Origin of the sequence: Paenibacillus sp. UNC217MF (genome assembly GCF_000686865.1) — a bacterium.
In the GTDB taxonomy this organism is placed as follows: domain Bacteria; phylum Bacillota; class Bacilli; order Paenibacillales; family Paenibacillaceae; genus Paenibacillus_B; species Paenibacillus_B suaedae.
In genome coordinates, this window is record NZ_JMLT01000024.1 from 29537 (window position 1) to 44226 (window position 14690).

Consider the following 14690-nt stretch of genomic DNA (forward strand, 5'->3'; position numbering starts at 1 on the left):
ATGTCAGCCAAAAACAGGATTAGGCTGGAACAATTATCTCACTAATTGCCCAGCCTAATCTAATTGTTATTCAATTGTAATACGACGTAAACTTACATATCAAACCAACGCAATTCGCCGCCCTTGAGCTCCAATTCGAAGCTCTTGCCATTCGCGTACACAGTCGTGTTGCGCGGCTCTGCCGTGTTATTGACAACACAATACGTACCTGTTTCCGGATAGACATGGATTTCCGTATGGGCATCCGAACTAAACCAATTGTGCAATTCGTGATCCTTGCTGCATGACCATAATATTGCACGATGCAGCAAGCGGGCGTTCTCCGCACTATACGGCAGTCCACCGATATAGACAGATCGACCGCCGAAGTAATTATTAACTGCAAACTGCACTTCTTTATCCTTGCAAGCTAAAATATCAGCGCTCGTTGCGTATACATTTTTCTTGCCTTCACCGAAGTTAATGTCACCATTCATATCGGCGGTAATAAAGTGAGACGGCTTTTCGTCCCAATTATATTTATCGTAGCCGAGGGTAAAGCCGCGCTCCAGCTCTACGCCAAGAGCATCGCCCAGCTGGAAGAAACGACCTTGATGTTGAACCGCAGAAGGTTCACCTACCCCGATAAAGCCGCCTCCGCCAGCAATAAATGCACGGATTTGCTCAACAATATACGGGTCTTTCCAGTTGTCACCGCCGGTATGTGCGGTGTCAGCGTCACCGACATTAATAATGACATCGATATCTTTTAGCAGCTGCGGCTGCTCACGAATGTCGTCAAAGCTAATGAACGATACATCAAAAGGAGCTCCGCTCAAAATTTCAATAATGCCCGCATAGCTGTAGTTTTGTTTCTGGTACAGCGCATGATGCACCATATGGCAGCCCCAAGAGCGCATTTTCCCCCAGCAGTTCAGTACAGCAACTTTAGCTAAGCACATCGGCTTCGTGCGTGCCTTCTCATATAAATCGCGGAATTCATCGGCAACTTGTGTTACATAATCCACAAAGTCTGGGAAGTCCAGCGCCAGCTTCAAGTATCCGCCATAGCCAATGCGATCTACAGGCTTACGCAAAATAGCTCGTCTTGCCGTTAACCAGTTCTCTTGAGCTTCCGCCGTTGGATTCCCGCCAGGATGGAACGTATCCGGGAAGAAGTATGGCAGGAAGCGCCCTTCTGTATATTTCACCCCAGGAATGTCGCTAATTAGACGCAGTGTTGAACCATTGCCGACGCTGCCGACGACTGCATCCAGCCCAATGGTCTTAAACTCATCCATATAAGGCTCAGTACCAATAAAGTGGTCCCCTAAGAACATCATCGCTTCGCGACCTTCTTCGTGGGTAATATCAACGAGCTCTTTAGCGAGCCCCGCCACTTCGCGACGTTGGAAGGCCATAAAGTCCAAGTATTGCTTTGACGGAATCCGATACTGGTTGTTGTAGTACCCTTCGTCAATAATATATTCCGGACGGAACTTATAGCCAACTTCACGCTCGAACTGTTCGAGAATATATGGGCTGACGCTCGCGGAATAGCCGTACCAGTCCACATATTTCTCCCGACGCAGTTCATCGAATATAAGCGTGAACTGATGGAAGAACGTTGTGAATCGTACTACATTTACATAAGGCTTGTCCCGCAAAAATTCACGAAGTCTGCCTTTGGAGTATTCCCGTGTCTTAGGCTGACGTACGTCAAACGTAATTTGTCGTTCGAAATCTTTCCAATCGTTCACGACGGCGTTGTACATATGAACGGGATCCCAAATCAGATAGGTTAAGAAGCTCACGCTATACTCATGGTAAGGTATCGTGTTCGTAATCATTACACAGCCGCTAGCTTCATCATAGCTCCAGAGATTCGTAGGTACGACCTCGCCAGTGGTACGATCGATAACTTCCCACCAACGGTAAATATCATCGCGGTTGTTGACTTGCAATAAGTCTTCGCTGATTCCCTCTAACAGACGGATGGAAAGTTCAGCGCCTGTGGCAGGAACAAATTTCGTTGAAATATAGCATTGCTGTACTTCATCTGGGTTTGCCTTCGCCCAATTGTTGTCTTTGCGGGTTGTATAGTAAGTAGCGTATACTTTCGCTCCACATTCTGCTAACTCTTGCGGGAAAGTTGTGCCGTCTGCATCGCGCACAGCATCAGCACCCCACAACTCCATCGTTTTCAGCGTTTCTCCTACGACATCAAGGTCGGTAGGGATGGTGAGGCGCCCTCTGCCTTGTTTGTTCTGGTTCTGCTCTCCCATTTGAAACATGCTCCTTCCACATATCTGATTGTTGATACCATCATACTCAGCGAGAAGGAGAGACCCAAGGACGGATTATGACCTTCCACGGGTAAAATTTTGACCTTTGCTTAAAAAAATGGCTACGTTTAAATAGATGTTGAAAATTAATATATTAATAGAAAACACATAGTATAATTAAGCCATATATACAGGTTCGGAGGTATTATATGGGAAATCCATTTCTTTGACTTCATTCAACACTAATTAGTTTAATGGTGTTGCAACTAAATAAATCAGCAATGATTTAATATCATGGAGGATAAATTATAATGATAAAAAATAATTTGAAAATAGAAAATATTCCAGCGATTTTGTGGGGTGACAAATCAGATAAGTTATTTGTGGTGGTGCATGGTAACATGTCAAACAAGGCTGATGACTCGATTATTGTATTTGCAGAAGAAGCAACAGCATTAGGATATCAAGTGCTTAGCTTTGATTTACCTCAACATGGTGATCGTAAGGATGATACTTACCTTTGCAACGTTCAGAACTGTGTTCAAGACCTTCATACAATTATGACCTATGCAAAATCGTTATCAAATCATATAAGCCTTTTTGCTTGTAGCATGGGAGCGTATTTTAGCCTATTAGCATATAGCCATGAGCCGTTGAAGCAGTGCTTGTTTCTCTCTCCTGTGGTAAATATGGAACGTATTATAAATAATATGATGACATGGTTTAACGTAAGTGAGAGTAGATTAAAAATAGAGAAAGAAATTGCTACACCTATTGGACAAACTCTCTACTGGGACTACTACTGTTATGTGAAAGAACATCCTATTGTTGCTTGGAATATTCCAACTTCCATTCTCTATGGTTCAGAAGATAACGTATGTGAGTTTGACGTTGTATCTGAATTTAATAAACGTTTTAACTGTAATTTGCAAATAATGGAGAATGGAGAACACTATTTCCATACTGAGGAACAGTTGCAGGTTTTCAGACAATGGCTGAAAAAACATATATACGAATAACCTATTCGAGAGTTGGGGAGGTACTCCTTTTTCTATGTCTGGATAGGTAACCGTCCGTACCCGATAATTCTTAAGTTTCCACATCATTTTTGTATTCTAGTTTTCAACTAAAAGGCCAAGCTAATTGACTATTAGAAGTCATTAGCTCGGCCTTTGTTTCCTTTTTATATCTCTTTATCTCTATTTTTCTATTCTAACTGGCCGAGATCGATAAAATTCAAATCCATGTTAGCTTCATCTTCGGCCTGATTTGCAGCCTCTGTTGATACTGCTTTTCCTTCGTATTCAAGGTTACCGCTTTTCAAATTGAATACATATAGACGATTACCTTTAAAATTCTTATGACCCACAATATAGAGATAGTCTTGTTTAAAATCATAGGTAATGTTTTCACTTAAATCTATATTTGAATTCTTCAGAGTAGTCTCATATTCTTTACTCACGAGATCGTAAGAAATAACAGTGAATCCTATATTTTTCTTACTCGATGCAGCTTTTTGCAGGAAATAAATTTTCTGTCCATAGGCATACATAATATTATTATTCAATAACATTTCATGCCCTTTGAACGTGAGCGGCGAGATTTGTCCTGTTTTAACATCCACTTGATATGCCTTTTTATGATTATCTTTACTAACACTTAAAATCCATTGATCCGTGTGATCCAAATTTTGATTAGCTAACCTTACGATTTGATTATCCCCATTTGCTGCTACAGATTTAGCTCCTAGTAACGCGAGCGGCTCATTCGTAATCTCCTTTGTTGTTAGATTAACACGGATAATCTGCGGTTCAGATACATAACCTTTGGCACTGTGAATCAAAGACACCATTGCAACAAGCTGTTGATCAACAAGTTGTACATTTTCTACAAAGATATCTGAAACATCATGATCTACATTGATATCGGATCTGATTTCCTGTGTATTGTCCTTCTGCTTGTTAAGCACAGAAATACTGAGCTCTGCATTCTTCTTCGCTGATGGATCATTGGATTGCTGCTTATCTACGGTCCAATTCACATAAGCAAGTATGTCCTGATTTTCATAGAACCCAGCTAAGTTGTTCTTCCCACGCATGAACTGACGATGCTGATCCACCCATTTATCCAATTGCGTTTTCACTGGTCTTCGGTTTAAGCTTTGGCTTATCGTTAAATTTTCATGTGGATAATCTGTACCATTTGTAGTGATATAAGCTCGTTCGATGCCAAAAACACTATCCTTACTCATGTAATTTCCGTATAAAGCTATACCTTCAACGAGAGAAGCATCCCCTTGAACCATCGTCAGCTTATAATTAGGTGGTGTCTCTTGTGAAGCTTGTACATAATACGTCCCGATTGTAATAACCGCGAACACTACAAGAATGGCGTTAACCATATATTTTCTCATACCTTAACCTCCATAACCCTTCAATTATACCGATATTTTCTTACGCAATAGATACAAGCTGTACCAAAGCGAACCTCCAGCAATGATCACTATTAATCCGAGACAAGTGCCTATGATTTCTCCTGGATAGAAGTAGCTATCGTATCTGCTATAACCCATAAGATAGGGTATTGAGGCTAATCCAGCTAGAACCGCAAAGTATAGTACGATAAAGCCGATCCCTTTCAGTCTGTAGCTCCGCTCCATTAGAATCGCTGTGAACAAGACGATCAAGCCCGTAATGACCAGTCCATAGTATAGTACAAACTCAGAAAAGTAGGGCGGAATCAGAACTTTAAGCACAGTAGGATGCTTCAAATAATCAAATACCGAGATGTTTCGATATAATTCAGCAGGAAGAATCGACTGTGCTATCAAATTCTCCAGTGGAACAAGGACAATTTGCAGGGCGACAAATCCAAAGGCGAATAGCAAGATCGTAACCAGCTTGGCAAAATACAAATTCGCCCGATTGGACGGCAACGTGAGCAGGCGATATACTACCGTATTTTTACCTCTCCAGTCACGGTACCAGATGAAGCAGCTATATATTAGCAGCACTGTTATGCTCAAAAATATGGATCCGAAATATAGAAGTTTATTATAGTGATCATACACCGTACTGTTTAGCTGAATATATCCAGTCACATTGTGATATTGCTCAAGGGTCCATTGATTCACTCTCATTGCCTCATTCGCAGAATCCAGCCAATGATTAGCACCGATGGCGACTGCTGCAAGTTGCAAGGCGGCTGTCAGCACCATGAGTCCAATATATATTTTGGCAAATCGGTTCATTTCAAAATTCAATAGCTTCACAAAAGCTCTCATTTTATGTACACCTCTCTCATTACGTCCGTAATGGACTTACCTTCCTGCTCGCGAACTTCTTCACAGTAGAATTCACGTTCTACCTTCCCGTGCTGTAGCAAGACCGCTTTATCAATTAAATACTCAATATCGTTAATTTCATGAGTTGTAATAATCACACCACGATCCTCGATCAATTCACTCGTGAACACATCAGCAATTTGCTCGCGGCTGAACATATCAATCCCCGAGAACGGTTCGTCCATTAGGATGTAATCACAATCCAAGGCAAGTCCGAGCAACAAATTTAACTTCGCAGCCATTCCCTTCGACAATGAGGATACGCGATCCGAAGAGCTCAGTTGGAAGAACTTAAGCAATTCCTTTGCACGTTCAGCGTTCCAATTCCGATAAAAGTCAGTCATAAAGCTCAAGCAATCAGCAATTCGCATATTGGAGGGCATCGTTAACGAATCTGGAATGAAAGTAATTTTCTCATACATCACAGGTGTTAGTGATACATTATCGATTAAGACTTCACCTTTGTATGGTGTCAGTCCCATGATGGACTTCAGCACCGTTGACTTCCCGGCACCATTGATTCCGATCAGGCAGGTAATCTCTCCCCTGGCAGCAGTGAAGCTAACGCCATTAAGTACCTTCTTAAATCCATAATTCTTCACCATCTGATTCACTTGGATCATTTTGTGTCACCACCCTCTGGGGATAACTTTCGCTCGGATGTATATTTTGTCTTTATGATATCTACTAGTTCTTCAACTGGAATTTGAATATTCCGAATGGAACTGATGAATATATCCACTGCACTTTCGATTAATTCAGCACGAATCGAGCTTAGTATTTGCTGATCCTGTGTAATTCGACTCGGTGAATTTCCTTCTGTTACGATCAAACCCTGTTCCTCCATCTCCTTATATGCCTTCTGCGCCGTGTTCGCATTAATCTTCATTACTGATGCCAGTTCACGCCGTGAAGGAATTTTGTCTCCCGCTCCGATTTGCCCTGTAGCAATCTGTTCCTTAAAGTAGCGGACAACTTGAATATATACCGGTTCTCGAACATTAAAGCTGACACCTAATTTTTGTTCTTCTGTCATGCAACCAACTCCATACGGTAAGTGTGTGTACTAAGTGGTTCATACATCTTATGCGTGTACTATACGTGTAATACACTTTTGTGTCAATAGTTTGATTTCGAGCACAGGCTTCTGGGGTTATCGTTCTAAGCCATTGTATTTCGTGCCAAAAAAATATAAATAGAGAAGTCTAATCCCTGTAATGATTACTTCCCTAGCTACAATAAATAATGAACCAAAAAGAGCTGCACTAGGCAGCCCATACTAAAATGAATCAATTTCATAATGTTTGAACCTAAAAAACTGTAGACTACTCCAATTCAAATTTTATCGTTTTTTTGCTAAACAGCTTGAGCCAAGCACTGTTTGTTTAGGCGATCACTTGCCAGTTTCATACTATTGTAGACAAAGGTATAAAAAATGATTAATGTATAATCTTCTTTAAAAGCGAATTAAGGGACGTCAAAATGTCTTCCCTTAAAAGGTATATAGTTTCAACATTGTTTTAAAACATCACCAAAAAAAAAGATATAGACCTCCCTGTCTGCAACAGGTTAGGTTCTATATCTTTTTTCGCTCACTTTACTTCATAGCCATAAGCTTCAATTTGCGTTAGAGCAGGGAACGGCGACGGGTCGTCGGACTTGATTAAGTTCTTTACTGTCAATGACTCTACCTGACGCGGCGTAAGCTTAAATACCTGCTTGGCATGCGTTTTCGTTAGATGAATCGTCTCACAATCACCGTTTGAGAAGCAGACGGTTACTTGCTCCCAGTAGTTATCGTGAGGAAAGTCTGCTCGCAGCGTTAGAGCAATGCAGTCAATTTCTACAGTACGTCCAAACTGCACGCTCATTTCAGCATCATCTTGCTGGTTAATGCCCCACGACTCAAATGGCCATGCCCCGTGACCTGCATTAAAACAATTGCCATTAATGGCATTGCGTGCGGCAAACACGGACTCTCCACGCGTCTCCACATTCGCAATCGCATGCGGATAACAACTGTCATTCTCATGTTGGTCGAACGGATTAAGCGCTACATTTTTGTAACTGGAGATTTCCACTTCAGTCGCTAGACGCACACTAAGGGCATGGATGTCACCACTATATGATTTCGGATTATAGGAGATTTTCTTCTCTCCAAATGGAATCGTAAGCCGATAGCAAGTTGTCGCTAAATATACGAACGTTTCTGGCATCGTATCATCAAGCTGCAACATTACATATTGATTGGGATGCTCGCTCTTTACAACAATTTGGTCACCCTCTTGATAGGGCTGATGATATACAAGCTGGGCTTGCCCCTGATCAGACGTAGCTGCCAATACGGTATGATTTGCATCGTGAATTTCAATCGTAAATTGCGTTAGTGGTGTCATAAGATGATCATCTCTTTCTTCCGTTATTTTTGATAGATTTACGAGCATTCGTTCTTATACTCACTCGGTGTCACGCCCATATACTTCTTGAACACTTTAGAGAAATAGGTACGGTCTGAGTAACCTAGTGTCAGTGCGATCTGTTCCAACGTATGCCCAGATGTTTTCAACATTTGTGAAGCAATGTTCATCTTATACTGATGTACATAATCCGTGAAATTGCTGCCCGTCATGCGTTTGAAATAGCGTGAGAAGTAACTTGGATTCAAATACAGATAGCGCGCAATATCAATGGAAGTAATACTATCAGCTAAATTTTGTTCGATATAATGTTGAATTTGCTGTAACTTAGGTTCATAGCTATTAGCTAGTGTACCTTGCCCTTGTTTCCCTTGTTTATCGCTAGGCATAGCCATTGCGGTTAGCGTGCGTTCCGCTAATGCAAGCACATCAACAAGGGTTCGTGACTGCTCTATATAATTGAAGATCGCTTCATCGAGTCTAACCGAAGCTGCAATCGTCAGCTCGCGTAAGCAGACTTGCAGCTCATGCATGAATGAAGCAGGTTCAATCATCCTTGCTTGAAAATGTTGCTTCATACTCCCGATAATACGTTGTATGCCATCTATATCATGAATAGCTAGCGCCTGCTTCAGTTCAACTTTATAGTTGTCCAACTCCCCTGCAGGCAATTGCAGCCATGTTGATCCTATCGCCTGCTGGCGATCGGCAATCTGCATCGACTCCCCAACATAGAACTCATATTTATGGCGCAATAAGGAGTGATAACAAGTACCCATTTGCTTAAGTTGCAGCTTATCACTTACCATGACGCTTACAAGCTGCAATTTCATATATTGGGCAACTCGCTCTTTCAATTTTTGCAAATAGCTGTTGAAGTGCAACACGGTGTTATCTGCTAAATTATCGTGATAGTTATACACAATGACAAGATGCTGTTGCTGCAAAAATGGTGTAATCCCTTCGAACTTGCGTGCTAATTCTTCCGCAATATTGTAGACGGCATAGCAAATTAACGATAACGATTGCTGTGAGTAATGTTCATCGTAACTAGCATATTGTACATGCACAAGACTGAGCATATACCAGGGACAGTTCCACCTTACTCCAATGCCAGCAGCATATTTAAGGATTTCGTCAACATTCGTTCGATCAAGCACACTCTGCAATAAACCTTGCTTGAGCAACTGTTGATTGTAGCTTGAAGGTTGTACACTGACAGACGATGATTGTTTTTTCAGTAAGCGCAGCGACTTATGCAAACTTTGTTGCAACTGCTCTTCTGTTAACTGATCTTTAATTAAATAATCGTCAGCTTGAAGCTTAAGTGCTTGTCTCGCGTAGTTGAAGTCTTCATGACAGGTTAAGAAAATGACGCGCACGTCAGGTTTGAGTTGGCGAAACTGTTCGGCTAACTCAATCCCATTTTTTTGTGGCAAGCCAATATCTGTTATCACAATATCTGGAACGGTCTGCTGAAATAGGTGTACTGCTTTTACGCTGGAATAGGTGGCAGCTACAACTTTCAACTGTAATTGTTCCCAATCAATCATTTGCTGCAATAGCTTGAGCATTGGCACATCATCATCAATAAGCATCACTTTGTATATCACTGGTGGTCCCCCCGCTTGATGTCACTGGAATCTGCATTCGTGCCGTTATACCGTCATACCTGTTAGGAGCAAAAGAAAGCGTAGCCTCTGAACCAAAAGATAGTTTCAAGCGTTGAGCAACATTAACCAATCCGACCCGCTTATAACTTGGATCAGGTTCATCACTGCAACGTAACACACTTTCATTCAGGCGATGCAACAAAGACTCATCCATACCTGCTCCGTTGTCGGCAACCTCAATGACGATGGTATCCGCGTCCTGATAGACGGAGATCCAAATTTGAGATTGCTGGCGCCCACTATCACTGCCCTCTATATCTACATCAGTATCGACAAACCCATGTAAAATTGCATTTTCAACTAACGGTTGTAGTAATAACTTTGGAAACTTAAGCATCTGCAATTGCGGCTCTACATCGACTTGCAGTTGGATTGGAATATCACTGCGCATTTGCATAATATCAATGTAGTGACCCATTAACTCACACTCTTCTTGCAGTGTTGATAGTGCATTGAAATTCATATAGGCACGCAGTAAGCTCATTAAAGAGTCAATCATGCCGCTATGCAGGCGATCTTTCTGCAACATTAGGCTGCACTTAATTGAGTTAAGCGTATTCAACAGAAAGTGGGGACGAATTTGCATAAACAGCGCCTCAAGCTCCAACACTCGTCTCTGCTCCTGTTGCCGCTCCATATCATAAATGGATTGCTGCAGCTGATCCAACATCAAGTTAATCGTCTTGCTAACCGTTGCTAGCTCATCATCTCCCTTAACTTGCAGCCTAACATCTAGCTTACCGTTGCCAAATTGTCCTGCAACCTGCTGTAATTGCTCAATTGGACGATGCAATCGTTTAGAGATCAGCAGTGCAAACAAAGAGAATATAATGACAAAAAGCATGACTTCAGCAGAACCGATATAAAGCGTCTTTGAAATGATGCCTCTAAACGTGTTGTTGCTCATCTCATACACAAGCTTCCACCCGTTTTTGCTCAGCACGACTTCCGAGCGCATTCGATCGTCCACCTTATTTGAATCGGATGCAAGCAATTGTGTTGAGCCAGCAATCCGGTCACCATGCTCATCCAAGAGAGCAACATCCCATGACTTCACCGATTGTAATGCTTTCTCGAAATAGGACTGTTCAATTCCAATCAGCAGCACGGCCGTATGCTCTTTACTAACGCGATCATAGATGACACGAGCAATATAATATTTACTAGCTCCCTTGTCCTCGAGCAGTCCTAACCACTGCAGCCTTTCTGGCTGCTGGAAATTAATTTTGCTATACAATTCAGGTAAATGTGGTAGTAGTTTCGCCGGTTCATCATCTCCTGAAGGGATAATAAAATGCTGGCGGTTAATTAAGTACATCTGCGTCTGCCTATTCAACGTTTTTGAATTGATAAGCGAAAATACAGCTTTGATTTGTGAGAAATTCTCATAATCTGCAAAACTATTTAAATGCTTCACATCAGCGAATTGACGTAAGCTAGTTTTGAAGCCTGCATCGTTGACAATGAAATGGGAGGCAAATGTAGCATCATCGATTGTTTTGCTAAATTCTGCACCGATTACGTTCAACATGTTCTCATTCGTTGCATGCAACTTATCCAGCATCGATTCTTTAATTAGATAAAAAGATTGCGCAGATACAGCAACCATCGGTACGATAATAAATAGCATGAAGGAAAGTAACATTCGTTTATAGTAAGTTAAATGGAACATGAGGTTAGCGTCACTTCCCTTCCTTTAATCCTTCAACATTTCCGTTACTGTTCAAGCCAAATCATCGACTTTATTTCCTATTTCTATTTACGCTCATACCAGTAGCCAGGAATACCGCGTGTAAGTCGCATGAGCGCTTCCAAGTAGTAATAATCGCCCCAAATCATATAATCATCAGGAGACAAACCACCATGGACATAGTACGAGCCATGCTTAAGCAAACCTTCCGCTGCATCGTCACCAATCGTAGCATAGTTGGTAATCAGCGACTCCATACTGATTGTCAGCATCTTCTCGAAATAAGGACGGTCGGGGTCAGCAGCATCCAAATGTGAGATAAGCTCCACCAGTCCGGCAGCCACAATCGCTGAAGCTGAACTATCGCGATACGTATCAGCCGTTACAGGCGCATTGAAATCCCAATAAGCAACACTGTCCTCAGGCAAATGCTCAAGGAAATAGCGCGCCATACGCTTAGATGTCTCCAAAAATGCTGCATTTCCCGTATAACGATAGGAAAGTGCAAAGCCATATACGCCCCAAGCTTGCCCCCGCGTCCACGTCGAACCGTTGCTATAGCCCTGATGAGTCGCACCGCCGATTGGAACCCCCGTCTCGGTATCGAAGAAGAACGTATGGTATGAGCTATCATCTCCACGAACGATATAGCGCCGCGTTTTCTCTGCTTGGATTTCTGCAATTTCTCGATACTTTGGATCACCAGTCTGTTCGCTTGCCCAATACAACAATGGCAGATTAAGCAAACAGTCGATAATGATACGACCCGCTTCTTGCTCGTTATCTTTCGTTCCCCAAGCTTGAATGTATCCGCTTCCATCGCTCGTGTTACGCCAACGATTCAATAAATGATCAGCTGCCTCCAGTGTCAGCTCACGAGCACGATTATCGCCTGTTATGATCCACTGCGCTTTGGAAGACAAGCTAAATAGGAAGCCAATATCATGATGATCCAATACAACTTTTTGATCAAAGCGCTGACGGAAACTAGCCACTGTAGCTTCTGCTGCCTGCCGATAACGCTCATCTTGTGAATATTCATAGCATAACCACAATATTCCCGACCAGAAGCCATTTGTCCAGTCGTTGTTATCATTCAGTTGATATTTCCCATTAAGGCTAACATGCGGAAACTGAGTTCCAAACTTATCAATATTGTTCAGCGTCTTCGCTAGAATATTTTCAATTGCTTGTGTGTAAAGCTTAATTGCTTGCATGACCGTTGTTTGCGTTCCCTCTGTAGACATCTGCATTTCAGCCCTCTCCCAGAAAAATAACTCAATGCATTTCTTATGATAGCGGATACATTCCGCAGAATGTACGCCTTAATTTGTGTGAAATGTGAACAATTTTGACTTTTTTGTTGTATTCGCTTTCCTCTATTTCACCTTAACCGTTGTCGTCTGCTCGTTATGGTGCACAATTACGCGATCCGATGTCAGCCTCACCTCAGGCAGCTGCGACTCACAACCAGCAGGAACTCCTGCCATCACACTAACTAATAAATGTGTCCCTGGCTGAAGTTCAGCTCGCAGTGCAGGCATCAGAGTACGCTCATAGAATACATTGGTGTTAGGCTCGGTGCGAATCATCTCCGCTTGTGTGAATCCTCTAACCGCCTTGGCGATGGTGCTCCCAACAGGCGAATCGTAACTTGCCCAGCTTGTCTTGACTACGGCTGTGTCGTCACTGGTAACCGTGGCGAACGGCGCTGAGAAACTGGCATCATAGGCAATTAAGGCACGGCTAGTTTCCAACTCGTGTATGCGTACATGGCTGTCACCACAAGGGATAATCGTACTGCGAATCGTAACTCCGACTTGCGGCTTCCAGTTATGTATAAGTCGATCTTCATGCAGCTCATAGCTCGAATCAAGCGGCTTATCACGAAAATGTACGCCATCCTCACTAACAGCAAGCACACTATCAAAAGCACCTTCATAGTAGTAATAATTACTGCGCGGCACACTAAAGCCAAATACAGTCGAATAGGCAAATTTAGAGTACTTGGCGCAAGCATGGTTCTGATAGCCAATAAATTGACCTACCGGATACATAAGCACATGTTGTGAATGATGCGTATGTTCAATCAACGCCTTCATGCTCGGCAGCGGCAGCCGGCCTGGTGATACCTCTTGCTCTACTTCCTCTGCCTCCCAATAAGGATGGTCTTCCGAAACAGCAAGCAATAAGAAACTTTTGAATGCCCAATACGGGGAACCCGCACCGTTATAGCCCTCGCCCATCACCAAGTTCTGATAGTGATAGCCTACGCTTAGCACGCCATCTGTCGTAAAAATATTATGATTCATCCAGCTGCGCATATTGCGCGCATACAACCCTTTAATGACGCCCCATGGCAGAGCTTCAACGTCGGCCAGCACAAGCGCGCTCCAGAAGCTTGCTTGCGCAAATCGATACGCTAGACTGCGACCGAAAGGAATCGCTTCTCCCTTGCTATCGAACCAATACTGATAGCTGCGCGCAAAAAGAATAGCCCGCTCTTTCAACCTAGCTGCCCGCTCCGGATCTTCATCCGCCATAAACGTAACGTAGATTAAACTATAATAATGGAACGCCCATGGGATGTAATAATCAAACTGCTGATCCACTCCGTCAAAATACCAGCCATCGCCAACATAGCAAGACTCAATCAGGGCAAAATCTTCTTCGATCTTCTCCTGAGAATACTTCATGCCAAGCCGCTTCAGTGCCACATTCACTAAGATGCGAAAGAAGTGCCAGTTATTCGGTGCCAAACGGCGTTCATTAATTTGCCATAGCCAGTCCGCCAAATGCTGCTGTTCTGTCTTCGAAAGAGTATCCCAAGTTTTTTGTGGTGCAAGCAGCAGTGTAGTCGCGATAGAAGCCATCTCGACCAGCAGTTGATCGCCATCCATCGTCTTGCCATAATAATGCTCGCTGTGTGGGTTGCAACCCTCCGCTAGTCCACGCATCCATTGACGCTGAAGCTGCTCGTCATCATAATGAACGAGGAAAGGCCCCAATCCCCACAGGATTCGTAAGAATCCTTCGGCATCTCTGCGATTTTCGGTATAGACCGTGCCGTGGCTTCCTAATGCTAAGTGTCCAGGCTGTTCTGCTAACCTTGACCTTAACGGCTCTACTAACGTCAATAGGGCTTCCGCTACATCGTCACGATGATTCCACTGCATGCTACGTATTTTCTCCATCACGATTATTCACGCTTCCTTCAACAGTTTTCACAGCACAACAAACCTCATAACTCAATCGTACACAGATAAATTACAAAGACTAACAGCAACGTACTCCTGTTAGTCT

The 14690-nt window shown here is 42.8% G+C and carries 11 protein-coding genes; 1 reads left to right on the plus strand and 10 read right to left on the minus strand.

What is annotated here, in order from left to right:
• Positions 1-92: 92 nt before the first annotated feature.
• Positions 93-2264, minus strand: coding sequence for a 1,3-beta-galactosyl-N-acetylhexosamine phosphorylase (gnpA, locus tag BP95_RS0113855; RefSeq protein WP_028532496.1), 2172 nt, complete (start codon positions 2262-2264; stop codon positions 93-95).
• 311 nt (positions 2265-2575) lie between these two features.
• On the opposite strand from gnpA, the gene BP95_RS0113860 reads away from it, so the two are divergent.
• Positions 2576-3283, plus strand: a complete 708-nt coding sequence (locus tag BP95_RS0113860; RefSeq protein ID WP_028532497.1) for an alpha/beta hydrolase — start codon at positions 2576-2578, stop codon at positions 3281-3283.
• A gap of 188 nt (positions 3284-3471) precedes the next feature.
• Here the strand turns inward: BP95_RS0113860 and BP95_RS0113865 are convergent, their stop codons facing one another.
• The 9 genes from BP95_RS0113865 to BP95_RS0113905 form a co-directional block, all read right to left on the minus strand.
• The gene (locus BP95_RS0113865; RefSeq protein WP_021254854.1) at positions 3472-4677 is read right to left on the minus strand and encodes a hypothetical protein; all 1206 of its coding nucleotides are present in this window, start codon (positions 4675-4677) and stop codon (positions 3472-3474) included.
• 24 nt (positions 4678-4701) lie between these two features.
• The gene (locus BP95_RS0113870) at positions 4702-5547 is read right to left on the minus strand and encodes a hypothetical protein (protein WP_028532498.1); all 846 of its coding nucleotides are present in this window, start codon (positions 5545-5547) and stop codon (positions 4702-4704) included.
• Entirely contained in the window at positions 5544-6230 is a 687-nt protein-coding gene (locus tag BP95_RS0113875; RefSeq protein WP_021254852.1) for an ATP-binding cassette domain-containing protein, read from the minus strand. Before BP95_RS0113875 ends, BP95_RS0113870 begins: the two co-directional genes overlap by 4 nt.
• Positions 6227-6643: a GntR family transcriptional regulator gene (locus tag BP95_RS0113880; protein ID WP_021254851.1), complete on the minus strand. Its 417-nt coding sequence runs from the start codon at positions 6641-6643 to the stop codon at positions 6227-6229. Before BP95_RS0113880 ends, BP95_RS0113875 begins: the two co-directional genes overlap by 4 nt.
• Before the next feature lie 556 nt (positions 6644-7199).
• Entirely contained in the window at positions 7200-8003 is an 804-nt protein-coding gene (locus tag BP95_RS0113885) for a hypothetical protein (RefSeq protein ID WP_028532499.1), read from the minus strand.
• Positions 8004-8041: 38 nt separating this feature from the next.
• Complete coding sequence (locus BP95_RS0113890; protein WP_021254849.1) at positions 8042-9637, minus strand: response regulator transcription factor; 1596 nt, start codon at positions 9635-9637, stop codon at positions 8042-8044.
• Positions 9612-11228: a sensor histidine kinase gene (locus BP95_RS0113895; protein ID WP_231515112.1), complete on the minus strand. Its 1617-nt coding sequence runs from the start codon at positions 11226-11228 to the stop codon at positions 9612-9614. The genes BP95_RS0113890 and BP95_RS0113895 overlap by 26 nt, the downstream gene beginning before the upstream one ends.
• 224 nt (positions 11229-11452) lie before the next feature.
• Positions 11453-12640, minus strand: a complete 1188-nt coding sequence (locus BP95_RS0113900; RefSeq protein WP_021254847.1) for a glycoside hydrolase family 88 protein — start codon at positions 12638-12640, stop codon at positions 11453-11455.
• Positions 12641-12766: 126 nt separating this feature from the next.
• The gene (locus BP95_RS0113905) at positions 12767-14563 is read right to left on the minus strand and encodes a DUF2264 domain-containing protein (protein WP_021254846.1); all 1797 of its coding nucleotides are present in this window, start codon (positions 14561-14563) and stop codon (positions 12767-12769) included.
• Positions 14564-14690 lie beyond the last annotated feature (127 nt).

Bases quoted from the DNA above. Each gene is read 5' to 3' on its own strand.
- gnpA (WP_028532496.1), bottom strand. From the start codon at position 2,264: ATGGGAGAGCAGAACCAGAACAAACAAGGCAGAGGGCGCCTCACCATC.
- BP95_RS0113860 (WP_028532497.1), top strand. From the start codon at position 2,576: ATGATAAAAAATAATTTGAAAATAGAAAATATTCCAGCGATTTTGTGG.
- BP95_RS0113865 (WP_021254854.1), bottom strand. From the start codon at position 4,677: ATGAGAAAATATATGGTTAACGCCATTCTTGTAGTGTTCGCGGTTATT.
- BP95_RS0113870 (WP_028532498.1), bottom strand. From the start codon at position 5,547: ATGAGAGCTTTTGTGAAGCTATTGAATTTTGAAATGAACCGATTTGCC.
- BP95_RS0113875 (WP_021254852.1), bottom strand. From the start codon at position 6,230: ATGATCCAAGTGAATCAGATGGTGAAGAATTATGGATTTAAGAAGGTA.
- BP95_RS0113880 (WP_021254851.1), bottom strand. From the start codon at position 6,643: ATGACAGAAGAACAAAAATTAGGTGTCAGCTTTAATGTTCGAGAACCG.
- BP95_RS0113885 (WP_028532499.1), bottom strand. From the start codon at position 8,003: ATGACACCACTAACGCAATTTACGATTGAAATTCACGATGCAAATCAT.
- BP95_RS0113895 (WP_231515112.1), bottom strand. From the start codon at position 11,228: ATGTTGAACGTAATCGGTGCAGAATTTAGCAAAACAATCGATGATGCT.
- BP95_RS0113900 (WP_021254847.1), bottom strand. From the start codon at position 12,640: ATGCAGATGTCTACAGAGGGAACGCAAACAACGGTCATGCAAGCAATT.
- BP95_RS0113905 (WP_021254846.1), bottom strand. From the start codon at position 14,563: ATGCAGTGGAATCATCGTGACGATGTAGCGGAAGCCCTATTGACGTTA.